Source organism: Rhodococcus kronopolitis (assembly GCF_042654025.1).
Taxonomy (GTDB): domain Bacteria; phylum Actinomycetota; class Actinomycetes; order Mycobacteriales; family Mycobacteriaceae; genus Rhodococcus_G; species Rhodococcus_G kronopolitis.
This window is the reverse complement of record NZ_JBHSFO010000012.1, coordinates 23,018-48,107: the sequence shown is the minus strand read 5'-3', so window position 1 is coordinate 48,107 and position 25,090 is coordinate 23,018. Positions and strand designations below refer to the sequence as shown.

Here is a 25,090-nt window from a genome sequence, read left to right as displayed (position 1 = left end):
GCCGGAGGCTCACTCACCTGCCCGCCGTACTGGCGGTCCTCAGCGTCCTGGCCCTGATGTTCGGCACCGGCACCGGCGCCGCCGCCGCGCAGACCGACCCCGACAAGACCTACGTCATCGCGACCGACGTCACGTTCGCACCGTTCGAGTTCCAGAACGAGCAGGGCGACTTCGTCGGCATCGACATGGACCTGCTCAAGGCGATCGCCGCGGACCAGGGCTTCAAGTACACGGTCAAGCCGCTGGGTTTCAACGCCGCCGTGCAGGCCCTGCAGTCACGTCAGGTCGACGGTGTCATCGCAGGCATGTCGATCACCGACGACCGCAAGCTCGTCTTCGACTTCTCCGACCCCTACTTCGACTCCGGCGTGCAGATGGCGGTGGCGAAGTCGAACGACGACATCGAGTCCTACGAGGACCTGCGCGGCAAGCGGGTCGCGGTCAAGACCGGCACCGAGGGCGCGATGTTCGCCGACTCCGTCAAGGACAGGTACGGCTTCACCACCGTCACCTTCGACGACTCCGCCAGCATGTACGACGACGTCAAGACCGGGAACTCCGTCGCGGTCTTCGACGACTACCCGGTGCTGCTGTACGGCATCGCGCAGGGCAACGGGCTCAAGGCGGTCGGCGAGAAGGAGGCAGGCAACTCGTACGGGTTCGCGGTCTCGAAGGGCGAGAACGCCGAACTGCTGACCAAGTTCAACGCCGGCCTGGCGAACCTGCGGGCCAGCGGGCAGTACGACGAGATCCTGCAGACCTACCTCGGTGAGGGTGCGCAGCAGGCGCAGGGCGGCAACACCTTCTTCTCCCTGTTCAAGGACAGCTTCCCGCTGCTGATGAAGGGCCTGTGGCTGACGCTCGTCCTCACGGTCACCTCGTTGGCGATCGCATTGGTGCTCGGCCTGGTCTTCGGCTTCTTCCGGGTCTCGACCAGCCGGATCCTGCGCGGCATCGGCGTCACCTACGTCGACATCTTCCGCGGCACCCCGCTGCTGGTGCAGGCCTTCTTCATCTACTTCGGCATCCCTGCCGCGCTGAACTTCCAGATGCCGGCGATGACCGCGGGCATCATCACGCTGAGCCTCAACGCAGGCGCGTACATCACCGAGATCATCCGCGGCGGCATCCAGTCCGTCGACAAGGGACAGATGGAGGCCGCGCGCAGCCTCGGCATGGGCTACCTGCCCGCGATGCGCAAGGTGGTGCTGCCGCAGGCGGTGCGCACGATGATGCCGTCGTTCGTCAACCAGGCGGTGATCACGCTCAAGGACACCTCGATCCTGTCGGTGATCGGCATCGCCGAGCTCACCCAGACCGGCAAGATCATCATCGCGAGGAACTTCGAGTCCTTCAACATGTGGCTGATCGTCGGCATCTTCTACTTCGTCATCATCATGGCGCTGACCAAACTGTCCGACCGGCTCGAGAAGAGGATCAACGCATGAGCACCTCGCCCGCGTCCCCCGCCGACGCGCAGGCCCCGACCGCGAAGATCCGGGTCACCGAACTGCGCAAGTCCTTCGGCGACAACGAGGTGCTCAAGGGCATCGACGTCGACATCGAGAGCGGCGAGGTGGTCTGCGTGATCGGGCCGTCCGGCTCCGGCAAGAGCACCTTCCTGCGCTGCCTGAACAAGCTCGAGGACATCACCGGCGGCACGGTGGTCGTGGACGGGTTCGACCTGACCGACAAGAAGGTCGACATCGACCAGGTCCGTCAGCACATCGGCATGGTGTTCCAGCACTTCAACCTGTTCCCGCACATGACCGCGCTGGAGAACGTGATGCTCGCGCCCGTGCAGACCAAGCGGACCACCAAGGCGGAGGCCCGCGAGACGGGGCAGCGACTGCTGGCGCAGGTGGGGCTGGCGGAGAAGGCGGACGCCAAGCCGGCCAACCTGTCCGGCGGCCAGAAGCAGCGGGTCGCGATCGCCCGGGCGCTGGCCATGAGTCCGGACATCATGCTCTTCGACGAGGCCACCAGCGCGCTGGACCCGGAGATGGTCGGCGAGGTGCTGCAGGTGCTGCGAGACCTCGCCGCGCAGGGCATGACCATGGTGGTGGTGACCCACGAGATGGGCTTCGCCCGCGAGGTCGCCGACCGGGTGATCTTCATGGCCGACGGCGTCATCGTCGAACAGGGCCCGCCTGCCGACCTGTTCGGCAGCCCGCAGCACCCGCGGACCCAGGACTTCCTCGCGAAGGTGCTCTGAGGGTCACAGGTCGGCCAGGAAGACGTACTCGGCCGAGGATGCGACGTTCGGCACCGCGGTGCCGCGCGGCACCGCCAACTCGATCGCCACCCCGGTCTGCACTCGGCGCTCCTCGCCGTATTGCAGCCGTTCGCTGCCACGAAACCATCTGGGGCTCTTCCAGATCCGTTGCAGAACCGCCGAACTGGGCACCGGCCGCCACACACCGACCGCGTCCTGCCGGTAGTTCTGGGTCAGCAAGTGCACGCTCAGCACCGTGCCGGTGACGGTGCGCGTGATTCGTTTCCCGCCGTGGGCCGTGCCCCACACGTGCCCGTCGGACTCGCCTTCGAGCAACTGCCAGGTGGACTGCCCACCCACCTGCGGTGGGGACGCACAGCATTCGATCTCCCACGCGGCGATGCGGATGCTGACGATCTCGACGGTCGAGTCGACCGGGGTGGGTTCCGTGAACCGATGACGCATGTGTCGCGCCCGCGCACTAGGGAGGTCCGGGGCGCGACGGCCCCGGGCGCGGGCGTACCTGTGCGGCCCAATCTACGCGCCGAGTGCGCAGTTGCCGTCCGTCGCTCTCGGCGATGCCCCGAGAACTGCACACTCGGCGGGCGGCTAGATGCGGTAGACCCGCCGGGCCGTCGCGGTCGTCGCTGCGGCCAGGTCGAACGGGTCCTGGCCGCGGGTCTCGGCGAGCGCACGGACCGTGTACGGCAGGCAGTACGACTCGTTCGGCGCGCCGCGGAACGGATGCGGGGTGAGGAACGGCGCGTCGGTCTCGACCAGGATCTGGTCGTCGGGCACCAGCTTCGCGGCCTCGTGCAGCTCGCGGGCGTTGCGGAAGCTGACGGTGCCGGAGAAGCTCAGCACGTAGCCGGCCTCCACGCAGGCGAGCGCCATCGTCGCGTCGGAGGAGAAGCAGTGGAAGATCACGGTCTCCGGGGCGCCCTCGTCGAGCAGCACGGCCAGCAGGTCGTGGTCGGCCTCGCGGTTGTGGATCATCAGCGGCTTGCGCAGCCGCTTGGCCAGGTCGATGTGCCAGCGGAAGCCCTCCACCTGCTCCTCGACGGTGGCGCAGCCGTCGAGCTTGCCCGGCCAGTAGTAGTCGAGTCCCGTCTCCCCCACCGCCACGGTCCGCGGGTCCGCGGCGAGCCGCTCGATCTCCGCCTTCGTCGCGTCGTCGAGCACGTTGGCCCGGGTGGGGTGGATCGAGACCGCGGCGTACACCCGCGGGTCCCAGTGCGCGGCGGCCACCGCGAACCGGGCCGCCGCCAGGTCGTCGGCCACGGTGACGACCTGGCCGACGCCGACCTTCTCGGCCCGGTCCACGATCGCCGCGACCGACTCCGCATCGGTGGCGCCGCAGGCGTCGAGGTGGGTGTGCGAGTCGATCAGCGGCGCGAGCGGGGTGGGCAGGTCCGGGGCCGGACGGTCTTTGCTCATGCGCCCATTGTCCCCACCGGCGGCGACCGCCGGGCCGCGGCCACCCCGTCCGGTGGACCGCACCGGGCGTTCCCCAGCGCAACCTCGGCTCCAGGCGGCACCATGTCAGCAGGTGACCGACCTACCTGAGAGCGAGACCTACGTGAAGCAGAGAACCCTCGCCGGACGAGTCGTCGCGGTGACCGGCGGCGCCCGGGGCATCGGGCGCGAGATCGCCGCCCAACTCGCGGAGGCAGGCGCGAAGGTGGCCATCGGAGACCGGGACGGCGACGCGGCCCGCGCCACCGCGGCCGAGCTGACCGGCACCGCGCTCGGCCTCGACCTCGACGTCGCGGACCGGGACTCGTTCGCCGCCTTCCTCGCCGCGGTCGAGGAGCAGTGGGGCCCGCTCGACGTGCTCGTGAACAACGCGGGCGTGATGTGGGTCGGCCCGTTCGACGTCGAACCCGAGTCGGCCCGTCGCCGCATGTTCGACGTCAACGTCCACGGCGTCATCAACGGCGTCACCCTCGCCGCGCCCGGCATGCGCGCCCGCGGCCACGGTCACATCGTCACCGTGGCGTCCGCCGCCTCGAAGCTGGCGCCGCCCGGCGAGTCCAGTTACGCCGCAACCAAGCACGCGGTGTTCGGCTACCTCAGCGGGGTCCGCGCCGAACTGCACCGCAGCGGCGTCCAGCTCACGGTGGTGATGCCGACGGTGGTGGACACCGAACTGGCCGTCGGCACCGCCACCGGTGCCGCCGCGATGCTGCAACCGGCCGACGTGGCCCGAGCGGTCGTCGGGGCGATCACCCGACCGCGGTTCGAGGTGACCGTGCCCGGCTACCTCGGCCCGCTGGTCCGCGCGGTGAACGTGCTGCCGCGGCCGATCCGCGACCTGATCACCCGGCAGATGGTGCCGGACCAGGTCCGGGCGGTCCGGGGCACCGCGACCCGCACCGAGTACGAACAACGCGCCCTCGACCGACGGTGACCGGTCTGCCCGTCACGCACGACGGCTGCGCGGATAGAGTGTGGGCACCATGACTTCGCCCGCTCCCTCCTCCCGGCCCTCGTTCTACGTCACCACCGCGATCGCGTACCCGAACGGCGTCCCGCACGTCGGGCACGCCTACGAGTACATCTCGTCGGATGCGATCGCGCGGTTCAAGCGCCTCGACGGGTTCGACGTGTTCTTCATGACCGGCACCGACGAGCACGGTCTGAAGATGCAGCAGACCGCCGTCAAGGAGGGCGTCGACGTCCGCGACCTGGCGGCGCGGAACTCCGACCGGTTCGAGGCGCTGGACAAGGCCCTCGACATCTCGTACGACCGGTTCATCCGGACCACCGACGAGGACCACACGGCCGCCTGCCAGGCGCTCTGGCAGAAGATGGTCGAGGCCGGCGACATCTACCTCGACACCTACTCGGGCTGGTACTCGGTGCGTGACGAGGCGTTCTACACCGAGGCCGAGACCACGGTCGAGGAGGACGGCACCCGACTCGCGACCGAGACCCGTACCCCGGTGGAGTGGACCGAGGAGTCCACCTACTTCTTCAAGCTCTCCGCGTACCAGGACCGGCTGCTCGCGCTCTACGAGTCCGACCCCGGATTCCTCGAGCCCGCGACCCGCCGCAACGAGATCGTCAGCTTCGTCAAGGGTGGCCTCAAGGACCTGTCGATCTCCCGCACCACCTTCGACTGGGGCGTCCCGGTCCCCGGCGACCCCGAGCACGTGATGTACGTGTGGGTGGACGCGCTGACGAACTACCTCACCGGCGTCGGCTACCCCGACACCGAGTCGGCGTCCTTCCAGCAGCGCTGGCCCGCGGACCTGCACATCATCGGCAAGGACATCTCCCGCTTCCACACCGTCTTCTGGCCGGCGTTCCTGATGTCGGCCGGCCTGGAGCTGCCCAAGCGCGTCTTCGTGCACGGGTTCCTCTACAACAAGGGCGAGAAGATGTCGAAGTCGGTCGGCAACGTCGTCGACCCGCTGGAGATGGTCGAGCAGTACGGCCTCGACGCGCTGCGGTTCTTCCTGCTGCGGGAGATCTCCTTCGGCCAGGACGGCAGCTACAGCCACGAGGCCATCGTCACCCGGATGAACGCCGACCTGTCCAACGAGCTGGGCAACCTCGCACAGCGCTCGCTGACCATGGTCGCGAAGAACTGCGACGCCCAGGTGCCCACGCCCGGCGAGCTGTCCGAGGACGACGAGGCACTGCTCGCGAAGGCCGACGCGCTGCTCGAGACCGTGCGCGCGGACTTCGACAAGCAGGCGCTGCACCTCGCGCTCGAGTCGGTCTGGGCGGTCCTCGGCGAGACCAACCGGTACTTCTCCCAGCAGGAGCCGTGGGTGCTGCGCAAGACGGACCCGGCCCGGATGGCCACGGTCCTCTACACCACCCTCGAGGTGGTGCGGATCGTCGGCATCCTAGTTCAGCCGGTCATGCCGGGATCGGGCGCGAGGATCCTGGACCTGCTGGGACAGGGCCCCGACGCGCGTGACTTCGCGGCCATCGGCACCCGGATCGTGGCCGGTCACCCGCTGCCCGCACCGGCGCCGGTGTTCCCGCGGTACGTGGAGCCCGAGACCGCCTGACCTGTCGGAGAAGTGGCTGCGGTGAGCAACGACGGGCAACCTGCCGACGAGGCCCTGGCCCTGCTGGCCGCGATCACGGACGCGTACGAACGTGGCTGGCAGCCGGCGGACCTGCCGCACCTGACCCGACGCGGTGACGAGTCGCCGCCCGAGTTGGCCGCGGCCGCCGTGCTGTACCAGGCCCGGGTGGCCCGCGCGGCGGAGCGGGCGCCTGCGCACTGGAACGGCCAGCTCGACGCCGTCGCCGAGCAGTACCCGGCGCAGGCCCGACTCGCGGCACAGGTGCCGGTTCCCGATCCGCGCGGCGCGGCGTTCGCCGCCGCCCTGGTCGCAGGCCGGGCAGGATTCCTGGGCTACCAGCTGACCGAACTGGCCGCGGAGTGGAACCGACTGCCGCGGTGGACCCTGCTCACCGCACCGCCGTCGCAGTGGCCGGCCGACGCCGCCGAGGCCGGGAACCCGACCGTCGAGACGGACGCGGACCCCAAGATGCTGAACCGGGTGCGGGGCCTGCTCGCCAAGGCCGAGCGCACCGACTTCGACCAGGAGGCCGAGGCGTTCACGGCCAAGGCGCAGGAACTGATGACGCGCTACGCGATCGACGCCGCCCTGCTGCGCTCGCGCGCCCACCAGGGACCGACGAACATCCGCAGTCACCGGGTGCACCTGGACAACCCGTACATCAAGGAGAAGGTGCACCTGCTGACCGCGATCGGCGAGGCGAACCGGGTCCGGGCCGTGTGGTTCGACGATCTCGCCATCGCCACCGTGGTCGGCACGCCCGCCGACCTGGCACAGGTGGACCTGCTGTTCACCTCGCTGCTGGTCCAGGCGAACCGCACCCTGCAGTCGAGCGCCGGGCAGGGCCGGGCAGGCGCCCGGACCACCGCGTTCCGTAAGGCGTTCCTGGCCGGGTTCGCCGGCCGGATCGGGCAGCGTCTGCGCGAGGCCGAGGCACGCGCCACCGAGTCGGCCGCCGCCGCCGAGTCCATGGCGGTCGGCGACCTGCTGCCGATCCTCGCCACCACCGCCGCGGCGGTGGACACCGAGTTCGAGCGCCTGTTCCCGGGTACCCGGCGGGCCCGGGCCCGGTCGGTGGACGCCGCGGGCTGGCATGCGGGCCGAGCCGCCGCGGACGACGCCTCGCTGTCGCCGGGCGCGCGTCGGGTCGGCCGCAAGTAGCTCCTGACCTGCAACGGGGAAACTTGTCGGTGCTCCGGTGCACACTGCCGACATGAAAAGTAATCGAACTGACATTCGAGGTCTGATCGGCTGCCTGTCCACCCTGTCGCAGGCGTACGAGCGCGGCTGGCAGCCCGCGGACGTCCTGCACGTGACGAGGCGGTCGCTCCCGGCGACGCTGCTGACGCCCGCCGCCGTGCTGATCCTGCACGAGTCCCGCCGCAGCGACGCCTGGTCGCGCGCACCCCGGCCCTGGCTCGACCAACTGCGGACGATCGCCGAAACGCATCCCGGTGCGGACGCCGCCACCGAGATCGACGAGTCGCAGGCCCAGGTCGTGGCGCGGTTCTGGTGGGGCCTGCACGCGTGGACCGCCCTGTGCCCACCGCCGTCGGCGTGGCCGCCACACCGCGACACCGCGGAGCACCGGCCGGATTCCGAGGCGACGGCCGCAGACACCAAGGTGCTCAACAAGATCCGCGGCCTGCTGGCGAAGGCCGAGAGCACCCAGTTCGTCGAGGAGGCCGAGACGCTCACCGCCAAGGCCCAGGAACTGATGACGCGCTACGCGATCGACGCCGCAGTCCTCGAGGCCGCGGCGCCCGGCGCCACGGTCACCGTGGACAGCCGACGAGTTCACCTCGACAGCCCGTACGTCAAGCAGAAGGCACTGCTGCTCAGCGCGATCGGCGAGGCCAATCACGTGGCGGCGGTGATCACCGAACGAACTGCCACCGTCACCATGGTCGGGGCGCCGGTGGACGTGCGGCAGAGCGAGATGCTGTTCACCTCGCTGCTGGTCCAGGCCACCCGGGCGATGCAGGTCGAGGGCGACAAGGGCTCCCGCTCCACCGAGTTCCGCAAGGCCTTCCTCTTCGGCTTCGCGGTGCGGATCGGCCAGCGGCTCACCGAGGCAGGTAAGGCAGGCACCGCCCAGGCGGTGGCCGACTCACAGATCGAGTTCGCGGACCTGCTGCCGATCCTGGCCGCGCGGGAGGTGGCGGTGCGTGCCGAGGTGACCCGGATCTTCGGCCGGACCAAGACCATGCGCGGCTCGGCGACAGACGCGTCCGGGCTGCGGGCCGGCCGGTCCGCGGCCGACGCGGCCACCCTGGGTACCGGCAGCGGCGCCATCGCCGGCTGAGTCCACCGTTCGGCCTGCACGATTCGGGCTGGCGGCCACCGCCGTGACAGGCTGGACGAATGCGGATCGACAGGCTCGGCGAGGGCGGCACCCCGGCCGAGGTGCTGCGCGCCCTGGCCGATCTGGCCACCGCCCAGGGGACGCCGCCGCCGGCCGCGCTGATCGGAGACTGGTTCGGTCGTCGGGCACTGCTCGCACCGAGCCTACTCGCGGTCCCGGTGGATCCGCGGGACGCCTTCGCTGCTCCGCCGGGCCGCGCGGCAGCAGGTGACCGGGTCGGCGACGACTCGATCGACGGCGGCCGGATCGGCGGTGGCTGGATCGGCTACCGCGCCTACCCGGACCTGCCGACCTCCGGACTCACCCCGGCGCTGCCCGAGGCCGCGGGCGGATGGACGGACAGCGTCCTGGTCCAGGACGCCGACGGCTGCTGGTGGTACGAGTCGCTCACCGACCGGCCGTGCCCCGAGCAGTGGGCCGGCGCGGCGACCCGGCCGCGGGCACACCGCCGCCCCTGGCACATCGACTGGACCGCGCCGGACCGCGATGCCCACCGGCACGGAGTCGAGCAGTGCCTCGAGGCGATCCGCGCGGGCGAGGTGTACCAGGCCTGCGTGTGCACCCAGTTCCGTGGGCGCACACACGGCGACCCGGTCGACTTCTTCGCCGACGCCGTCGAGGCCACCCGCCCCGCGCGCGCCGCGTTCGTGCAGGGCAGCTGGGGTGCGGTGGCCTCCCTCTCCCCCGAGCTGTACCTCGCGCGCCGCCAGGACCGGGTGTCCTCGAGCCCGATCAAGGGCACGCTGCCCGTCGCTGCGGACCCGGCCCTGCTGCGCGCCTCGGTCAAGGACATCGCCGAGAACGTCATGATCGTCGACCTGGTGCGCAACGACCTCGGCCGCCTCGCGGTCCCGGGATCGGTCACCGTCACCGACCTGCTCGGCGTGTACCCCGCGCCCGGCGTGTGGCACCTGGTCTCCACCGTGGAGGCGACGGTGCCGGGCGGCACCACCACCGGCGACCTGCTCGACGCCTCCTTCCCGCCCGCCTCGGTCACCGGATGCCCGAAACACCGAGCCCGGCAACTGCTCTCGCAGTGGGAGCCGAGTCCGCGTGGCGTCTACTGCGGCACCGTCGGCTTCGCGGCCGCGCACGCGGGCGTCGAGCTGAACGTCGCCATCCGCACCGTCGAGTTCGACTCGCACGGCAACGCCACCCTCGGTGTCGGCGGCGGTATCACCATCGACTCGGATCCGGACGCGGAGTGGCAGGAGTGCCTGGACAAGGCGTCGAGCATCCTGGCCCTGCACCACTGAGGGCCCCGCACCACTGAGGGCCCCGCGCCCGGACGGGCGCACCGCGCGGTGCTCTCAGTCCGTCGTGCAGGCGCCGCCACCCGAGACCGACAGCTCGAACTCCGCGGCCCGCTCGGCCGACAGTTCCGTCGTCGCCGAACAGATCCGGTCGATGATCGCAGGCGCGCCGAGGCCCCAGGCCCGCAGCACCCCGTCGCCGGCACCGGCCACGACGGTCTGGGTGCGCGGCAGGAAGGCCACCTGCCAGCGGCCGGTTCCGCCGATCGCGATCGGTCCGCCCACCTCGCGTTCGTTCCCCGCGTCGGCGACGTCCCACAGTCGAACCGTGCCGTCGTCGCTGCCACTGACCAGGCGACTGCCGTCCGGACTGAACGAGACCGAGTAGACGGTTCCGCTGTGCCCGGGCATCGGCTCGCGAGGCGTCAACGACCCGACGGAGTCACGGTCCCACACCACAACCGTCTGGTCGTCGGTCCCCGTGGCCAGCATGGTGCCGTCGGGGCTGAAGGAGATCGCGTTGATTCCGCCACCGTCGTCGCCGATGTGCGAGACCTGCACCGCCCCCGGTCGCGTGGGATCGCGCACGTCCCACTCGTACACGCCGCCGTCCGCGTCGGCTGCCACCAGGCTCGTGCCGCCCGGGCTGAAGGCCGCGGTCCGGACCAGGTTGCTCGCCCCACCGAGCGCCGTCCCCCACGGCACCGGCCGGGCGGGGTCGGAGACATTCCACAGCCGGACGCTGAAGTCGTCCTCGCCCATCGCGAGCGTCGATCCGTCGGGGCTGAAGGCGAGTTCCCAGGTGAAGCGTGTGTTCGTCGTGATCGGCTCGCCCAGCCGAATCGGGTGGACGGGATCGCTGACGTTCCACAGCTGCACCGTGCCGCCCTTGGTCGGCGTCGTCGCCATCAGGTCGCCGTCGGGCGACAACACGGCCACGTGTGCCCCGCCGAAGGGTCGTGGCAGCGCGACCGAGCTCAACGCGGACAACCGTCCGTCCGCCCCCGTCCGCCACAGCCGAATCACCGAGTCGTAGCCGGAGGTGACCATCAACGCCCCGTCCCGGCTCGTCGACGGCAGCGTCAACGCCGACTCCGAGATGGCGATGTCGGTTCGCGGCAGCGACCACACCCGCACCGTCGAGTCCTGACCGCCGGTGATCACGGTCTCGCCGTCCGGCGCGAGTGCCATTGCGGGTACCCCGCCGCCGTTGCCCGTCAGCGCCGGCCGCAGGGCGCGCAGCGTCTGGCGGACCGGATCGAGCGCCCACCGCTTGACCGTGCCGTCCCACGATGCGCTCGCGAGCGTCCCGCCGTCCGATGCGAACGCGATGGTCCAGATGGCGCCGGTGTGCGCCTGCAGCGGCGCGCCGACCTCCCGCACTGCGCGCACATCCGTGGCGTCGAACACCCGCAGGAACCCGTCGTCGCTGCTCGCGGCGAGGGTCCGGCCGTCGGGCGCGAACGCGACCGAGTGCACCACGTCGCCGAACCCGGTCAGCACCGACGGCAGCGGCGTCGGCCGCTTCGGGTCCGCGACGTCCCACAGCCGGACACTGCGGTCGTCGCTGGCCGTGGCCAGCACCGCCGAGTCCCCGCGGAACGAGACCGTCCGGACCGCGCCGTGGTGTGCCTGCAACACCGTCGTCGGGAACAGGCGCGATCCCGGGTTGGAGGTGTCGAAGAGCATCACGGTGCCGTCGTCGTTCGGTGCCGCCAGGGTGCGCCCGTCCGGGCTGAAACGGACGTTGTGCACCACCCGCGACCCCGTCGGCGCGGCCTCCAGCAGCGGCCGCGGCGCGGCCCGATCGGATACGTCCCAGATGAACACCGTGCCGTCGCCGCTACCCGCGGCCAGAATCCTGCCGTCCGGGCTGAACGAGACCGACGCCATGTACTGCTCGGAGCCGGTCAGCGGCGCGCCGATCGGTTTCGGATCGGCGCGATCGGTCAGGTCCCACAGTCGCACGGTTCGGTCGTCGCTGGCCGACGCCATCGTCACACCGTCGGACGCGACGGCCACCCCGTAGACCGGGCCGCGGTGCCCGCTCAGCGGACGACCGATCGGGGTCGACTCCGTCGCGATCAGGCTCGAATAGGCCGCGTCGTCGCCGGGCTCCATCTGCCAGGCCGCCAGTGAGAGCTGCGCGGAGGTGGTCGGGTCCGACTCCCGCAACGAGTCGGCCAGCGCGACGACCTGGCGGAACTCCGCGGCCGCGCGCTCCGACTCGGCGCGGCTCTTCGCCGTCCAGGCCGTCACGCCTGCCACCACCGCCACCACAGTGGACAGGACCAGGGCCGCCGTCACCGCCCGCTGCACCCAGGTCTGCCGGCGCACCTGCCGGGTCGAGGCCTCCAGGAACTCCGCCGCCACCGGGTCCAGCGCCACCGCCACCGGGTTCGACGGAGAGTACTCGGCTGCGATGTCCAGCCGGCCACGCTGGTAGAGCAGGCTGTGGTTGCGATCGGAATCGGCCCAGTGCACCGCGTCCGCCTCGATCTGCTGACGCAGCGCCGAGTACGAACGGTCCTCCTGGATCCAGCCCCGAAGCCTGGGCCAGGCATCGATCACCGCATCGTGAATCAGCTCGACGCTCTCCGTGTCCGCTACCAGCACCCGGGCGGCGATGAACTGGTCGACGACCCGCTGTGCGTTCTCCGTGTTCTCGCCGCCGAGCGCGAGCAGCTGTGGGAAGGTCCGGCAGATCTTGACGTCGGTGCCGGTGTCGGTGACGTACACCAGGTGCACCATCATCGACCGGGCCAGCACCCGACCCTCCGGGTCGAGCTCCTCCCAGGTGCGCTCGGCCGTCGCCGCGACGGAACCGCGTACGCCACCGGTCGACCGGTAGCTCGCGAGCGTCAACGTGCCGCCGCGACGCCGCTCCCACATCGTGTCGAGCAGGTGCGAGAGCAGCGGCAACACCGTGTTGCTGCCGTCCGCGGAGGTCAGGGCACCGAGGTCGTGCAGGATCACCTCGACCAGCCCGGACTCGAGCTTGAGCCCGATCAGCTTGGCCGGGCGGGTGATGACGTCCTCCATGTCCTCTCGGGTCAGGGGCGAGACCACCTTGCTGTGACGTTCGAGGGCTCGGGCCAGCACCGGGTACGACAGCGCCGTCCCGTAGAAGTCCGACCGCATGGTCGCCACCACCGAGGGCGTCGCGTCCACCGTCTCGTCGTCGGTGAACGCCGAGGCCGCGTGATCGAGGACCGCGAGGAAGCGACTCCGCTCGTCCGGGTCGGCGCACTGGGTGAACAGTTCCTCGATCTGGTCCACGACGATCACCAGCAAGGTGGCCCCGAGCCGCTCCGCTGCCTCGCGTACCGCGCGCCGCACCGCCTCGCGGTCGGGTAGGTCGACGACACCCGTCAGCTCCGGGATGGCCTCGCACAGCGCCTGCGCCGGAGCCCGGCCCGGGGTGATCACGACGGCGGAACACCGGCCCGGGGCCACCCGCGCCAGCTCCGGCACTACGCCCGCCTGCACCAGCGACGACTTGCCGACGCCCGACGCGCCGGTGACGATCACCATCCCGTGCCCCTGCGCGGCGACGACCGCGTCGACCAGGCCGCCGAGGCTGTGGACGCGACCGAAGAACAGTCGCGCGTCCGCCGCGCGGTACGGCTCGAGCCCGCGGTACGGCCGGACCCCGGCGACCGATTCGGGGGCGGGCGGCACGGCCACCTCGCTGCGCCCGCGCGGCGCACTCACGTCCCGGGCACTCTTCCACCAGGCGTGCCACTGCTTCGTCGAGTAGAGGCCGGCGGTGGGCGGCTGCTTGTGCAACGCGGTCGCGGACCGGATCAGGACGACGAGGACCGGACGCACCGAGTCGAAGGTGGCGGGCACCCGCTTGCCGGATCGCCAGTCGCTGATCCGCTGAACCGAGAGCGGCTTGTCGAGACCGATGGCGCGGGCCACCGCCGTGGCCTCCGAGACGACCGTCTTGAGCGCCGGCCCGCCCGCCGTGGCGAACAGCAGGCGCAGCTGGTCGGCAAAGAACCGGCGCGCCTGTTCCGCGCGGTCGTCCGACTGGTCCGGCCCCTGCTCGAGCATCGACGATCCCTTCCCAGCACCACTGAAATTCCGCTGCGGAAAAGTTCCTCACCCGCTGCGAACTGGGACAATACCCGAATTACCTACAGGACGGTTGTTCACCTGGGTCCGCACCGACCACAGTTGTCCTCGACGCCAGGGGGCTTGCGTCAACTACGCGGCACCGGCGGGGACTGACAATTTCGAGGGGTAGTTCCCGCCGGATCCGCGACCGTCGCTCGTCTCACCCAGGCATTGACCTCTCAAGCACGGAGCGCACCATGATGAGAATCGCCAGCCAACTCGCGACCCGCGTCCCGCCGACCCTGCTCGCCCTCATGGTGATGGCCGCCTCGGTCGCACTGATCCTGATGATGTCCCCCGCGGGCTGACTAGTCCTGGCGCGCGGCCAGCACGGCCTCGTAGAGTTCCCGCTTCGACACTCCCGCGGTGGCCACCACGGCGCACGCGTCCTTGAGTCGCTCGCCGCCGGCGACCATCCGCTCGACCGCCTCGACGAGGTCCTCCGGTTCCGCAGCCACCACCGTGGCGCCCTCGAGCACCACCGTGATCTCACCCCGCACCCCGTCGGCCGCCCACTCGGCGAGCTCGGCCAGGGTGCCGCGCTTGACCTCCTCGTAGGTCTTGGTCAGCTCGCGGCACACCGCCGCACGACGATCCCCACCCAGTACCTCGACCGCGTCGGCCAGGCAGTCCGCGATCCGGTGCGGCGCCTCGAAGAACACGCACGCCCGCGGCTCGGTCCGCAGCGCCTCGAACCACGACCGACGCTGGCCCTGCTTGCGCGGCGGAAACCCGTCGAAGCAGAAGCGCTCGACCGGCAGCCCCGACAACGCCAGCGCGGTGGTCACCGCGGACGGCCCCGGCAGGCAGGTGACCGGCAGGTCCTGCGCCACGCACGCCGCCACCAGTCGGTACCCGGGATCACTCACCGACGGCATCCCGGCATCCGTGACCAGCAGCACCGTCCGCCCCTCCTCGACGTCGGCGACCAGCCGCGGCAGCCGGGCGGTCTCGACCTGGTCGTAGAAGCTGACCACCTTGCCGGTGATGGTGACGCCGAGCGCCGACGCGAGCTGCCGGGTGCGCCGGGTGTCCTCGGCCGCCACCACGTCGGCGGTTGCCAGCGCAACCTTCAACCGCTCCGAGGCGTCGCGGACGTCCCCCATCGGCGTCGCGGCAAGGACCAGGGAACCATTCATGTTCGACAGCCTACGATCGTCTGGTGACCCAGTTGACCGACGAGCGCCCCATGCCCTCCGTCGACCCCCGTGGTCACCTCTCCCCCGCGCCCCTGATGCCCGAACCCGAGCACGGCCCGACCGACCGGTTCCGCGGCTGGGTGGTCACCGGCTTCCTCACCCTGATCGCCGCCATCACCCGGTTCACCATGCTCGGCTACCCCACCGACGCCGGCACCCCGGTGTTCGACGAGAAGCACTACGCGCCGCAGGGCTGGCAGGTGCTCACCGGCGGCTGGATCGAGAACAACCCGGGTTACGGGCTCGTGGTCCACCCGCCGGTCGGCAAGCAGTTGATCGCCGTCGGCGAGGCACTGTTCGGCTACAACGGCTGGGGCTGGCGGTTCTCCGCCGCCGTCGCCGGCACGCTGCTGGTGCTGCTGGTGATCCGGATCGTGCGACGGATGGCGCGGTCCACGCTGGTCGGGGCCATCGCGGGGCTACTGCTGATCGCGGACGGGGTCACCTTCGTCTCGTCGCGGCTCGGGATGCTCGACATCTTCATGGCCCTGTTCGTGGTGGCCGCGTTCGGCGCCCTGATCGTGGACCGGGACGAGGTCCGGTCCCGAATGGCCCGGGTCTACGCACAGGGTCGGATCGGCGTCACCGGGTACGGCCCCCGACTCGGGGTCCGGTGGTGGCGGTTCGGCGCCGGCATCATGCTCGGGCTCGCCTGCGGGACCAAGTGGTCGGGGATGTACTTCATCGCGTTCTTCGGCCTGATGAGCGTGGCCTTCGACGTCGCGGCCCGACGCCGCTACGGCGTCCGGCACCCGTGGCGCGGGACCGCACTCCGCGATGTCGGCCCCGCACTGTACGCGCTGGTGGTGGTGCCGGTCCTGGTCTACCTCGCCACCTACTGGGCGTGGTTCGCCTCGGAGACCGGCGTCGACCGGCACGCGGTCGGCGACCAGGTCGGCATCGGCGGCAGCTTCTCGTTCGTCCCCGCGGCACTGCGCTCGCTCTGGTACTACAGCGCCAACGTGCTCGACTTCCACTCCGGCCTGACCAACTCGGCGGGCAACCACCATCCGTGGGAGTCCAAGCCGTGGACGTGGCCGATGGGCCTGCGCCCGATGCTGTACTACTTCGCCGAGGGCGACCAGGTCTCCGGCTGCGGCGCCGCCAGCTGCGTGAAGGCGGTGATGCTGATCGGCACCCCGGCGATGTGGTGGCTGGCACTGCCGATGCTGGGCTGGGCGCTGTGGCGCTCCGTCGTCGGCCGGGACTGGCGGTACGCCGCGGTACTGGTCGGCTACGGCGCAGGCTTCCTGCCCTGGTTCGTCACCATGGACCGGCAGATGTACTACTTCTACGCGGTCGCGCTGGCCCCGTTCCTGGTGATGGGCCTGGCACTGGTGTGCGGCGAGGTGATCGGCAGCGCCCGAGCCAGCCTGGAACGCCGACGCACCGGCATGCTCGCGGTCTCGCTGTACCTGGGCCTGGTGATCGCGAACTTCGTCTGGCTCTGGCCGATCCTGACGGCCGTCCCGATCACTCCGGAGATGTGGCAGCAGCAGCTGTGGCTGCCCAGCTGGCGCTGACATCCAGCCGGCGCTGAACCCACGACGGCCGCCGGAACCCGCTAGTGACCGACCCGCTTCGCGCGGGTGCGGCGCCGCGCCGGCCGCTGGCGCTCCCGTCGGGCCTCGAGAATCATCGGGTCGTGGCACAGGTCCCGGTAGAGCGAGACGCACAGACCGATCATCACCAGCACGAAGGGCGCGGCGACGATGATGGTCATCGTCTGCAGCCCGTTCAACGCGTCCTCGCCGCCGGTCCACAGCAGCAGCGCCGCGACGCCACCGGTCAACATGCCCCAGAACACCACCACCCACCGACTCGGCTGCAGGGTGCCGCGCTGGGAGAGCGAGCCCATCACCATCGACGCCGCATCCGCGCCGGAGACGAAGAAGATCGCGACCAGGATCATCACCAGGACCGTCGTGACACCTGCCAACGGCAGGTTGTCCAGCATCCCGAACAGTTGGGACTCCGAGCTGCCCCGCTCCGCGAGCGGGATGCCGTCGCGCTGTTCGCCGATGGCGGCACCACCGAACACCGAGAACCACAGCAGGCTGACCACGCTGGGCACCAGGATCACACCGACCACGAACTCGCGGATGGTGCGGCCCCGACTGATGCGGGCCAGGAACATCCCGACGAACGGGGTCCAGGAGATCCACCAGGCCCAGTAGAAGATCGTCCACGAGGACAGCCACTCGGCGGTCTCCGGGTTGCTGGACGCCGCGGTGCGCGCGGACATCTCCGCGATCTGGCTGGCGTAGGCACCGAGGGTGTTCGGGATCAGGTTGAGGATCAGGACGGTCGGCCCCAGCACGAACACGAATACCGCCAGCACCAGCGCCAGCACCATGTTGATGTTGGAGAGCCACTGGATGCCCTTGGACACCCCGGAGACGGCCGAGGCGACGAAGGCCAGCGTGAGCACCGCGACGATCGAGACGAGCAGCAGCGTGCCCGCCTCCTCGAGCCAGCCGGTGACCTCGAATCCGGAACCGATCTGCAGGGCTCCCAGTCCGAGGGAGGCCGCGGTGCCGAACATCGTCGCGAAGATGGCGAGGATGTCGATGACCTTGCCGATCGGCCCCTCCGCGCGGCGGCCGAGCAGGGCGATGAACGCCGAGCTGAACAGCTGCTTGCGGCCGCGGCGGTAGGTGCCGTAGGCCAAAGCGAGGCCGACCACCGCGTACGTCGACCACGGGTGCAGGCTCCAGTGGAACATGGTGGTCGCCATCGCGGTGCCGACCCCACCGTCGGTGCCCGGCGGCGGGGTGACGAAGTGCGCCAGCGGTTCCGCGACGCCGAAGAACATCAGGCCGATGCCCATCCCGGCGCTGAACATCATCGCGATCCAGCTGACGGTCTTGAACTCCGGCTTCTCACCGTCCTTGCCGAGCGGGATCCGGCCGAACGGACTGATGGCCAACCAGAGCGCGAACAGGACGAAGCCGGTCGCGGCGAGGACAAACAACCAGCCGAGGTTGGTGACCAGCCAGTCGAGCATGGATCCGGTGACCCGGTCGAGGCTGTCCGGACCGACCAGCCCCCAGATCAGGATCGCGGCGACAATGCTGGCGGTGGCGCCGAAGACCACGAAATCGGTGCGGACGACGACCGGCCCGCCCGCCGTCGGCCTTGGGTCAGAATCCTGTTCGGGTAGATCGGCATTCATCACCATGCAAGGTCACGTTGCTTGCCCTGCGGGGCAATTGCAAGCCGACGCGGCCGAACCGTCGTGAGTCGGCCGCGTCACCTGCCTCGTCAGACGGCGGACTTGGAACCGAATTTGCCGCCGAGGAGCGCGTCGATGCTCAGCCGACCCGCACCGCTCGCGGCGATCAGCAGCGAGCCGACGCCGAGCGCGAGGACCAGTTCGTAGCCACCGTCGGTGACGAAGATGCCGTTGTTGACGTGCACGATGAAGAAGGCGCCGACCATGTTGAGGAACAGCAGGATTCCGGCGATCGGGGTGGCGATGCCTGCGATCAGCGCAAACCCGCCGACGAGTTCGATGGTGGCGGACACGATCGCCGACACGTCGGGCATCGGCGCCCCCATCGCGTCGAATCCGGCCTGGGTCTTCTCGATGCCGTTGGTGAAGAACTTCTGCCAACCGTGGGCGACGAAGATCACGCCGATCCCGACGCGGGCAATGAGCAGAGCGAGGTCTCGGAAGGCACTCGACTTCATGTGCGGATCCTTTGCTGGGTGTGCGGACAGTCTGGAAGCAGGACAACCGTGACACACACAGGTTGAAGCGTCAACCTTGTTCGGCTCCCGGCGCGCCGCCCAACTCACGCCCCTCGGATCGCGGCGGCCACCAGTTCCGCGGCGAGGTCGTCACCGAGGCCGAGCTCGCGGATCGTCGCGACGTACTCGGTCGCCGCCCGCTGCGCGGCCGTCAGCGTCGGGTCGCCGGACGACGACACGAAGGTGCCGGCACGGCCGCGGGCCTCGAGCGCGCCGACCGCCTCGAGTTCCTTGTACGCCCGGGCCACCGTGTGCGGCGCCAGTCCCAGCTCCTCGGCCCAGGCCCGCACCGTCGGCAGCTTGGTGCCTGCGATCAGGTCGCCGTCGCGGATCATGGCCAGCACCCGGAGCTTCAGCTGTTCGTAGAGCGGCGTCGCGGAACCCGGGTCGATGACGATGTGCATGCGGCGAGCCTAGGCGGCTCCGGCCGTTCAGTCCGTGAACGCCTGCTCGAGTCCCTCGAACCAGGCCGAGTCCTCGACCAGGCGGCGGCTGCGCCACCCGTCGGCCGTGCGCACCAGGTCGTGGTTGTACCAACCGCCGCAGAAGAACTGCTTGCCCGGCTTGACGACCATCGGGTTGAAGAACATCGCGCGGACCCGGGCGCTGTCGCCGTCGAACTCGACCGAGATGTTGGACACGAAGTGCTGGGTCCGCGTGAACAGGTCGAGCATGGTCGTCAACTGCGCCGCCACCTCCTCCACCCCGCCGCTGGGGCCGCCGGTGGCCGAGTAGTCGATGGCCGCGTCCGTGGTGAACACGGTCCGGTACAGCGCCCAGTCCTTGGTGTCCACGGCGTGCGCGTAGCGGGTGAGCAGGTCCGAGATCTCGAACCTGTCGGAGAGCATCTGCAAGTCCATGCCGGCAATGAAAGCGCACACCCGCCCCGCGCCGCCGGAGAACACGCGGTGCGGGACGGGTGCGGGTGCGCCCTGCTAGGTGGCTTGCGCCACCGGATCCGCGCCGATCGCCGGCGCTGACTGCTCGTCGGACGACCCCCGCGGCACGGTGAATGTCGCTGCCACAGAGAGAATTGCGACGGCGAAGCAGGCCAGCGTGTACCAGAGGTTGCCGATCGGGTCGCCGTCGTCGGTGACGCCGTCGACGGCGCCGAAGAAGTCGGGCAGCGCCGCGGCCCACAGCACGCCCATCACCGCGAGGTACACGACGGCGTAGGTCCGGACGAAGTCGTTCGAGTACGGCGGGACGTCGGCGGCGGAGCTTCGCAACCGCGACCACTGGCGGGCCAGGAGCGGGATCGCGACGACCGTGACGGCGACCAGTTCGGCCGCGTACAGGAACCCGCGGACGGTGTCGCTGCCCATTCCGAAGACGGTCGCCGGGAGCGGGAGTACGAACACCCCGACCGAGGCGGTGAGACCGATGACCACGGTGCGCCACACCAGTTCGAGCCCGGAGAAGTGTCGGCCCGCGTCGACGTGCCGACCGACGAAGAACTGGACGCACAGCGCCAACGACATCGGCCACAGCGCCGCGAACACCACGACGCTCGGCAGCGGAACCGAGTCGAGGAACGGCATGTTGACCTTGTTGTCGAGCGTCCACTCCCACCAGCGCAACTGCGGCCCGAGCTGATCGAAGATCTCGTAGAACGCATGGTGGACGAAGCCGACGCACACCGCGCCGAGGAACACCCCGTAGCGCCGGAACACCCCGAGCATGCGGACGATCTCGAACGCCAGCGTCGCCATCAGCGGATAGATCGCGACGATGTACAGCGGTAGCCGGCCCCACAGGAAGTCCACGGTGAACACGTTGTGCGCGAACATCGTGCCCAGGTATTCCTCGGTGCCGAAGGTCGCCGGGAAGTAGATCGGCGGCTCGATGACGAACAGGAACGCGGTGGCGCCGAACCACAGCACCAGGTTCGTGGGATCACCGTGCCTGCGCAGCCGCAGGATCGCGTACACGAGCGCGAGCACCGCCCCGAGCACGATCATCCACTCGAGCACCGGCAGCGTCCAGTTCTCCAGCGCGGCCGGATTGCGCACCTCGACGAGCCCACCAGCCTCCTCGCACGAGAAGCCCAGGCGGGTCGCGAGATCCGAGAAGGTGGGCGAACAGTGGTCCGACATCAGTTCGCCCCCGCGGAGACCGGCTCGGCCTCGGGCTTCTGCGAGTCCGCGGTGTACCAGCGGGTGCAGTCATAGCCGGCGTCGTAGCGGGTGAACCACTCGTCGGCGAGGACGGGCAGTTTCTCGTGTTCGGGCTTGTGCCCGGGCATCTGGCTGCGGACGGCGCCGGACAGGGCGGTGAGCTGCTCACTGATCGGCAGGCCGTCGAACGCGCGCGGCATCGGCCCCTTGGTCAGGTACGGCGCGAAGGCGGTGAGCACCTTCTGCTTGGCCCGGTGCCGGGCGAACATCGACATCGCGTCGACCTTCCGCTCGGACAGCGGAACGTGCTGGTTGAAACCGGCACACGCAATCCGGATCGACTTCATCACGTGCGCGAAGATCGACGCGGCCATCCGCATCCGGTAGAGCTCGTTGCCGACGACCGAGTTGTAGATGATCAACGCCGAACTGCGGTGCTCGACCTCCTCGACGAAGTGCCAGAGGAACAGGGACGCGACCCGGTCGTCGCCGGGCCGGAACAGGGTGGCCTCGTTGTCGAGCATCAGTTTGAACACCGGGGTGAACGTGGCCTCCAGGTCGGCGGTGTACGCCAGCCGGTAGTTGATCGAGGTTCGCTCGGTGAGGAGGTCGAACTCGCCGGTCACGGCGTCGAGGGTGTTCTGCAGGCCGGGGTACCGCCGGATCAGCGCGTTCACGTGCTGGCGGTGCGCGGTGGAGTGGTGGCCCTCCTGGCGCATGAACGCGACTGCCTCCGCCGCGACCTCCGGATCGGTGATCAGCGGTTTCGCCTGCAGGATCAGCTTGACGATCATCTTCTCGAAGCCGATCGCGAGGAAGGAGACCGCGTTGGACATGCTCGACCACGCCGGGTTCTCCGGGTTCCACAGGAAGGGGACGTCCTCGGCCTCGAACCCGAAGTCCATCTTCCGGGGTTTCAGTTCCGTCATGCGCGATTCCTCGATTCGTCGATGCGTGCGAGCCCCGTCAGGGCAGGTGAAAGCCACATTCGACGTGATCATACAAATATGTGCGGTTGCGTATGATTGCTTTCGCCGAATCCACGGCGCCACACGCCTGCGTGCGTCGCAGCCCTGGTACCGTCCGCCCGGTGGCACGCAGACGTGGATGGGGTGGGCGACCGCCGGTCGATGACGACGAGGCCTCCCAGCGCATCGTCGACGCCGCCGTCGAGGTGATCGGTCGAACCGGTTCGGCCATCAGCATCGCCGACGTTGCGGAGTCGCTGGGGGTCATCCGTCAGACGGTGTACCGGTACTTCCCCAGCGCGGACGCACTGATGAGGGCCGCGGCGATTGCCTCGGTCGCCGGCTTCCTCGATCGGCTCACGCAGCAGGTGCGCGACCTGGAGGATCCCGTCGGCGCGATGACCGAGGGCGTGGTGTTCACGCTCGCCGAGGTGCGTCGCACGCCGCATCTGGGCATCCTGCTCACCGGCACCGACGTCCACCCCGACGGCATCACGTCCGACGAGGCACGCGCCTTCGGAATGACGATGATCAGACGCTTCGACGTCGACTGGGAGCGCCACGGGTACGACGACGAGTCCCTCGGCGAACTCGTCGAGTACCTGCTGCGAACGATGCAGTCGTTCTTCATCTCTCCGGGCAATCCGCCACGGAGCGACGACGATCTGCGGCGGTATCTGCGCCGCTGGATGGGAACGGCGATCATGGCCCAGTCGGGGCGATCGGAAACCGACTAGGCCGGTGGCGTTTCCGCGCCGGCACAGCGCCGCGCCGCCAGCGCCGCGGTCAACCGGACCAGGTCCCGGGGCGAGCCCACCTCCAGCCCCGTCAGCATCGCCAGTTTGCGCAGCCGGTAGACGACCGTGTTCGGGTGCACGTGTAGTGCCGCCGCGGCGGCGCCGCGGTCGTAGCCCGCGTCGACGTAGGCCTCGAGCGTCCGGAGCACCGACTCGTGGGAGTCCAACGGGGACAACAGCTCCGCCAACACCGAGTGTGCCGCACTCGGCCTACTCAGCTGATACTCGACCGGTACGTCCTGGAGACGGAACAGGCCCGTCCGACGCCCGTGACGGCGCGCTACCTCGAGCACCTCCCTGGCCTCCATGAGCGCACCGGGGATCCGGGTGGGCGCGGCGGCGGAGACCGCGGTGACGACGGCGGCACCGATCGCGCGTTCCAGGTCCAGCAGATTCCGGCGCAAGACGACGTACTGCGGACTGTCGGACCAATTGTCCTCGGTCGGTTCGGAATCGACGATCGGGATGAGCACCGTTCCGCCGCTGCCGGTCACCGCACACAGCGCCTTGTCGCGGCCGACGTTGTCGAGTTCGCGCTGGAGCCGCCGGACCTTGCGCCGCTCGGCGACCGCGGTATCCACCCCCGCGGCCGCCTCGTCCGGGTGCGGGTCCACGTGCAGCGCAACCACCCAGTAGAGCCGAGCGAGGGTGAGACCGACCCGGTCGGCCGCCCCCGCCGGGTCCGCGCCCGAGGACAACGCCATCAGGAGGGCCCGTCGAGCGCCGTCGTCCTCGCTCGGCAGCGCATGGTCCGACCCATACCCCGCCACCACCGCAGACGTCGCGGCGAGCAGGTAGACGTGCAGCAACTGCCCCGCCCGCGCGAGTGCCGGACCGTCACCGCCACCGGCCAGCCCTGCGATCGACGCCCACCACTGCTGGACGCCGAGGTGGTACGCATGCAGGATCTCGGCCATGGGCACCAACTCCTCCGCCCGGTGCCCGGCCGAGACCCGCAGGTCCGCCACCTCCGAGGGCGTCGGCTCCCGCGCCGTCCTGAGCATGGCGATGAACAGCTCGAGGTTGCGCCGGACGATCGCGGTGACGTCGTTGCGGATCGCCTCCTCCGGCAGTGACCGGTAGAAGGGAACGTCGGTCCGGATCGCTCGGACGGTCTCGGCGACCAGCGAGTGAGTCCGCTGCGCCAACTGGTCTGCCAGCGACCGACCGCCGATCGAAATGGAACCCTCTCGGTCCGCTTTGCTCTCAGACACAAAAAACCCCCGATTGTTGGTCGCAATCTACAACGACCACCTGCAGTTTCCCGATCAATATGTAATCCACGCCACTCTCGGATGCACAAACGGTGCACCCGAAACGGAGCGGCTCACGAGAGAAGGAGCCTCGGTGACTCAGATGATCAGCCGTGCCACCAGGTCGGGGGCCTCTGCCGCCGCCGCCCTGTGCCTGCTGGCGGCCGCGGCCGCCGGCAATGCCGGCGCCGCGCCCCTTGATACCGGCCGGATCGACTATGTGGCGATCGGCGACTCCGCCGCTGCCGGCCCACTGCTTCCCGACCAGGACATGAGCGCGCCCGGGTGCCTGCGGTCGCACCTGAACTATCCCGCCGTGGTGGCGGCGGAGTTGGGCGCAACGCTCACCGACGTCAGTTGCTCGTCGGCGAGGACCACCAACATCACGAACACCCCGCAGCGCACCTTCTCCGGCGCGGCGGCTCCTCAGCTCGACGCCTTGAGCCCGGACACCGACCTGGTCACCGTCACCATCGGCGCCAACGACTTCAACCTCTTCGCCACCGCCCTGAGCTGCGTCAACCCGCTGCCACAACCGAACGGGTCGTCCTGCCGCGACAAGTTCAACGCCGGCGGACGCAACCAGCAGCGGGACCAGATCGCGGACTGGGCGCCGACCTGGGGAGCGATGCTCGACCAGGTCCGGGAGCGGGCGCCGCACGCGGAGATCGCGGTGGTGGGTTACGGCACCTACCTGCGACCGGGCGGATGCCCCGCGCAGCAACCGATCTGGTCGCAGGACGCCGACTACCTGCAGAGCGTGATGACCGACGCCAACGCCGCGATGGAAGCCGAGGCCACCCGACGCGGCATCCGGTTCGTCGACATCACACAGACCACGTCGGGTCGCGACATCTGCGCGGCGCACGGGCAGTCCGCCTACACCGGCCTCGTCCCGACCGAGCCTGCCGTACCGCTGCACCCGACGGTGCCCGGAATGCAGGCGATCGGCTCACACGTAGCAGCACAACTGCGCTGATGCACCAGTCCTGAACCAAGACT

Annotated in this window: 21 protein-coding genes; 10 read left to right on the top strand and 11 right to left on the bottom strand. The window is 69.9% G+C overall.

Annotation, left to right across the window (positions count from 1 at the left end; translation table 11 throughout):
• Positions 1-56: 56 nt before the first annotated feature.
• Together ACFO6S_RS17255 and ACFO6S_RS17250 are read left to right on the top strand one after the other, a co-directional pair.
• A complete protein-coding gene (locus ACFO6S_RS17255) occupies positions 57-1,448 on the top strand; it encodes an amino acid ABC transporter substrate-binding protein/permease (RefSeq protein WP_378419454.1) in 1,392 nt (463 codons plus the stop codon).
• Positions 1,445-2,215, top strand: a complete 771-nt coding sequence (locus ACFO6S_RS17250) for an amino acid ABC transporter ATP-binding protein (RefSeq protein WP_378419071.1) — start codon at positions 1,445-1,447, stop codon at positions 2,213-2,215. The genes ACFO6S_RS17255 and ACFO6S_RS17250 overlap by 4 nt, the downstream gene beginning before the upstream one ends.
• 3 nt (positions 2,216-2,218) lie before the next feature.
• On the opposite strand, the gene ACFO6S_RS17245 is transcribed toward ACFO6S_RS17250, so the two are convergent.
• Both ACFO6S_RS17245 and ACFO6S_RS17240 read right to left on the bottom strand, forming a co-directional pair.
• Complete coding sequence (locus ACFO6S_RS17245) at positions 2,219-2,680, bottom strand: DUF6578 domain-containing protein (protein WP_378419069.1); 462 nt, start codon at positions 2,678-2,680, stop codon at positions 2,219-2,221.
• Between the two features lie 144 nt (positions 2,681-2,824).
• Positions 2,825-3,652, bottom strand: coding sequence for a TatD family hydrolase (locus ACFO6S_RS17240; protein WP_378419067.1), 828 nt, complete (start codon positions 3,650-3,652; stop codon positions 2,825-2,827).
• 112 nt (positions 3,653-3,764) lie between these two features.
• On the opposite strand from ACFO6S_RS17240, the gene ACFO6S_RS17235 reads away from it, so the two are divergent.
• From ACFO6S_RS17235 to ACFO6S_RS17215, 5 genes are read left to right on the top strand one after another with little or no spacing between them, the layout of a single operon-like run.
• A complete protein-coding gene (locus tag ACFO6S_RS17235) occupies positions 3,765-4,625 on the top strand; it encodes an SDR family oxidoreductase (RefSeq protein WP_378419065.1) in 861 nt (286 codons plus the stop codon).
• Positions 4,626-4,674: 49 nt separating this feature from the next.
• A complete protein-coding gene (gene metG / locus ACFO6S_RS17230; protein WP_378419063.1) occupies positions 4,675-6,240 on the top strand; it encodes a methionine--tRNA ligase in 1,566 nt (521 codons plus the stop codon).
• Between the two features lie 21 nt (positions 6,241-6,261).
• Positions 6,262-7,422, top strand: coding sequence for a DUF2786 domain-containing protein (locus tag ACFO6S_RS17225; protein WP_378419061.1), 1,161 nt, complete (start codon positions 6,262-6,264; stop codon positions 7,420-7,422).
• A gap of 52 nt (positions 7,423-7,474) precedes the next feature.
• Positions 7,475-8,566 (top strand): DUF2786 domain-containing protein, encoded by a 1,092-nt coding sequence (locus ACFO6S_RS17220; protein WP_378419059.1) that lies wholly within the window; start codon positions 7,475-7,477, stop codon positions 8,564-8,566.
• 59 nt (positions 8,567-8,625) lie between these two features.
• Complete coding sequence (locus ACFO6S_RS17215; RefSeq protein ID WP_378419057.1) at positions 8,626-9,882, top strand: aminodeoxychorismate synthase component I; 1,257 nt, start codon at positions 8,626-8,628, stop codon at positions 9,880-9,882.
• A gap of 54 nt (positions 9,883-9,936) precedes the next feature.
• On the opposite strand, the gene ACFO6S_RS17210 is transcribed toward ACFO6S_RS17215, so the two are convergent.
• A complete protein-coding gene (locus tag ACFO6S_RS17210; RefSeq protein WP_378419055.1) occupies positions 9,937-13,938 on the bottom strand; it encodes an nSTAND1 domain-containing NTPase in 4,002 nt (1,333 codons plus the stop codon).
• 371 nt (positions 13,939-14,309) lie between these two features.
• Entirely contained in the window at positions 14,310-15,140 is an 831-nt protein-coding gene (gene rsmI, locus ACFO6S_RS17205; protein WP_378419054.1) for a 16S rRNA (cytidine(1402)-2'-O)-methyltransferase, read from the bottom strand.
• Between the two features lie 50 nt (positions 15,141-15,190).
• Between rsmI and ACFO6S_RS17200 the strand changes: the two genes are divergently transcribed.
• A complete protein-coding gene (locus ACFO6S_RS17200; protein ID WP_378419453.1) occupies positions 15,191-16,723 on the top strand; it encodes a dolichyl-phosphate-mannose--protein mannosyltransferase in 1,533 nt (510 codons plus the stop codon).
• 41 nt (positions 16,724-16,764) lie between these two features.
• Here ACFO6S_RS17200 and ACFO6S_RS17195 read toward each other — a convergent pair whose 3' ends face one another.
• The 6 genes from ACFO6S_RS17195 to ACFO6S_RS17170 form a co-directional block, all read right to left on the bottom strand.
• Positions 16,765-18,381, bottom strand: coding sequence for a BCCT family transporter (locus ACFO6S_RS17195; protein WP_378419052.1), 1,617 nt, complete (start codon positions 18,379-18,381; stop codon positions 16,765-16,767).
• Between the two features lie 83 nt (positions 18,382-18,464).
• Positions 18,465-18,893 (bottom strand): DoxX family protein, encoded by a 429-nt coding sequence (locus ACFO6S_RS17190; RefSeq protein ID WP_378419050.1) that lies wholly within the window; start codon positions 18,891-18,893, stop codon positions 18,465-18,467.
• A gap of 104 nt (positions 18,894-18,997) precedes the next feature.
• A complete protein-coding gene (locus ACFO6S_RS17185) occupies positions 18,998-19,357 on the bottom strand; it encodes a GntR family transcriptional regulator (RefSeq protein ID WP_378419049.1) in 360 nt (119 codons plus the stop codon).
• Positions 19,358-19,384: 27 nt separating this feature from the next.
• Positions 19,385-19,813, bottom strand: a complete 429-nt coding sequence (locus ACFO6S_RS17180) for a nuclear transport factor 2 family protein (protein ID WP_378419047.1) — start codon at positions 19,811-19,813, stop codon at positions 19,385-19,387.
• A 75-nt stretch (positions 19,814-19,888) separates the two neighbouring features.
• Entirely contained in the window at positions 19,889-21,049 is a 1,161-nt protein-coding gene (locus ACFO6S_RS17175; protein ID WP_378419045.1) for a hypothetical protein, read from the bottom strand.
• Positions 21,049-21,999, bottom strand: coding sequence for a metal-dependent hydrolase (locus tag ACFO6S_RS17170; RefSeq protein WP_378419043.1), 951 nt, complete (start codon positions 21,997-21,999; stop codon positions 21,049-21,051). The genes ACFO6S_RS17175 and ACFO6S_RS17170 overlap by 1 nt, the downstream gene beginning before the upstream one ends.
• 161 nt (positions 22,000-22,160) lie before the next feature.
• Here ACFO6S_RS17170 and ACFO6S_RS17165 point away from each other — a divergent pair, with 161 nt between their 5' ends.
• On the top strand, positions 22,161-22,775 hold the full coding sequence (locus tag ACFO6S_RS17165) for a TetR/AcrR family transcriptional regulator (protein ID WP_378419042.1): 615 nt from the start codon (positions 22,161-22,163) through the stop codon (positions 22,773-22,775).
• On the opposite strand, the gene ACFO6S_RS17160 is transcribed toward ACFO6S_RS17165, so the two are convergent.
• Positions 22,772-23,983, bottom strand: coding sequence for a PucR family transcriptional regulator (locus tag ACFO6S_RS17160; RefSeq protein WP_378419040.1), 1,212 nt, complete (start codon positions 23,981-23,983; stop codon positions 22,772-22,774). The two genes, ACFO6S_RS17165 and ACFO6S_RS17160, sit on opposite strands and share 4 nt — an antisense overlap.
• Before the next feature lie 208 nt (positions 23,984-24,191).
• Here ACFO6S_RS17160 and ACFO6S_RS17155 point away from each other — a divergent pair, with 208 nt between their 5' ends.
• Positions 24,192-25,067, top strand: a complete 876-nt coding sequence (locus ACFO6S_RS17155; RefSeq protein ID WP_378419452.1) for an SGNH/GDSL hydrolase family protein — start codon at positions 24,192-24,194, stop codon at positions 25,065-25,067.
• The last annotated feature ends 23 nt before the right edge of the window (positions 25,068-25,090 follow it).

What these genes read in the sequence shown, in the direction of transcription:
- ACFO6S_RS17185 (WP_378419049.1), bottom strand. Translation starts at nt 19,357, where the DNA reads ATGCACATCGTCATCGACCCGGGTTCCGCGACGCCGCTCTACGAACAG.
- ACFO6S_RS17195 (WP_378419052.1), bottom strand. Translation starts at nt 18,381, where the DNA reads ATGGTGATGAATGCCGATCTACCCGAACAGGATTCTGACCCAAGGCCG.
- ACFO6S_RS17200 (WP_378419453.1), top strand. Translation starts at nt 15,191, where the DNA reads ATGCCCTCCGTCGACCCCCGTGGTCACCTCTCCCCCGCGCCCCTGATG.
- ACFO6S_RS17220 (WP_378419059.1), top strand. Translation starts at nt 7,475, where the DNA reads ATGAAAAGTAATCGAACTGACATTCGAGGTCTGATCGGCTGCCTGTCC.
- metG (WP_378419063.1), top strand. Translation starts at nt 4,675, where the DNA reads ATGACTTCGCCCGCTCCCTCCTCCCGGCCCTCGTTCTACGTCACCACC.
- ACFO6S_RS17175 (WP_378419045.1), bottom strand. Translation starts at nt 21,049, where the DNA reads ATGTCGGACCACTGTTCGCCCACCTTCTCGGATCTCGCGACCCGCCTG.
- ACFO6S_RS17245 (WP_378419069.1), bottom strand. Translation starts at nt 2,680, where the DNA reads ATGCGTCATCGGTTCACGGAACCCACCCCGGTCGACTCGACCGTCGAG.
- ACFO6S_RS17180 (WP_378419047.1), bottom strand. Translation starts at nt 19,813, where the DNA reads ATGGACTTGCAGATGCTCTCCGACAGGTTCGAGATCTCGGACCTGCTC.
- ACFO6S_RS17255 (WP_378419454.1), top strand. Translation starts at nt 57, where the DNA reads ATGTTCGGCACCGGCACCGGCGCCGCCGCCGCGCAGACCGACCCCGAC.
- rsmI (WP_378419054.1), bottom strand. Translation starts at nt 15,140, where the DNA reads ATGAATGGTTCCCTGGTCCTTGCCGCGACGCCGATGGGGGACGTCCGC.
- ACFO6S_RS17155 (WP_378419452.1), top strand. Translation starts at nt 24,192, where the DNA reads ATGATCAGCCGTGCCACCAGGTCGGGGGCCTCTGCCGCCGCCGCCCTG.
- ACFO6S_RS17240 (WP_378419067.1), bottom strand. Translation starts at nt 3,652, where the DNA reads ATGAGCAAAGACCGTCCGGCCCCGGACCTGCCCACCCCGCTCGCGCCG.
- ACFO6S_RS17170 (WP_378419043.1), bottom strand. Translation starts at nt 21,999, where the DNA reads ATGACGGAACTGAAACCCCGGAAGATGGACTTCGGGTTCGAGGCCGAG.
- ACFO6S_RS17190 (WP_378419050.1), bottom strand. Translation starts at nt 18,893, where the DNA reads ATGAAGTCGAGTGCCTTCCGAGACCTCGCTCTGCTCATTGCCCGCGTC.
- ACFO6S_RS17215 (WP_378419057.1), top strand. Translation starts at nt 8,626, where the DNA reads ATGCGGATCGACAGGCTCGGCGAGGGCGGCACCCCGGCCGAGGTGCTG.
- ACFO6S_RS17250 (WP_378419071.1), top strand. Translation starts at nt 1,445, where the DNA reads ATGAGCACCTCGCCCGCGTCCCCCGCCGACGCGCAGGCCCCGACCGCG.
- ACFO6S_RS17210 (WP_378419055.1), bottom strand. Translation starts at nt 13,938, where the DNA reads ATGCTCGAGCAGGGGCCGGACCAGTCGGACGACCGCGCGGAACAGGCG.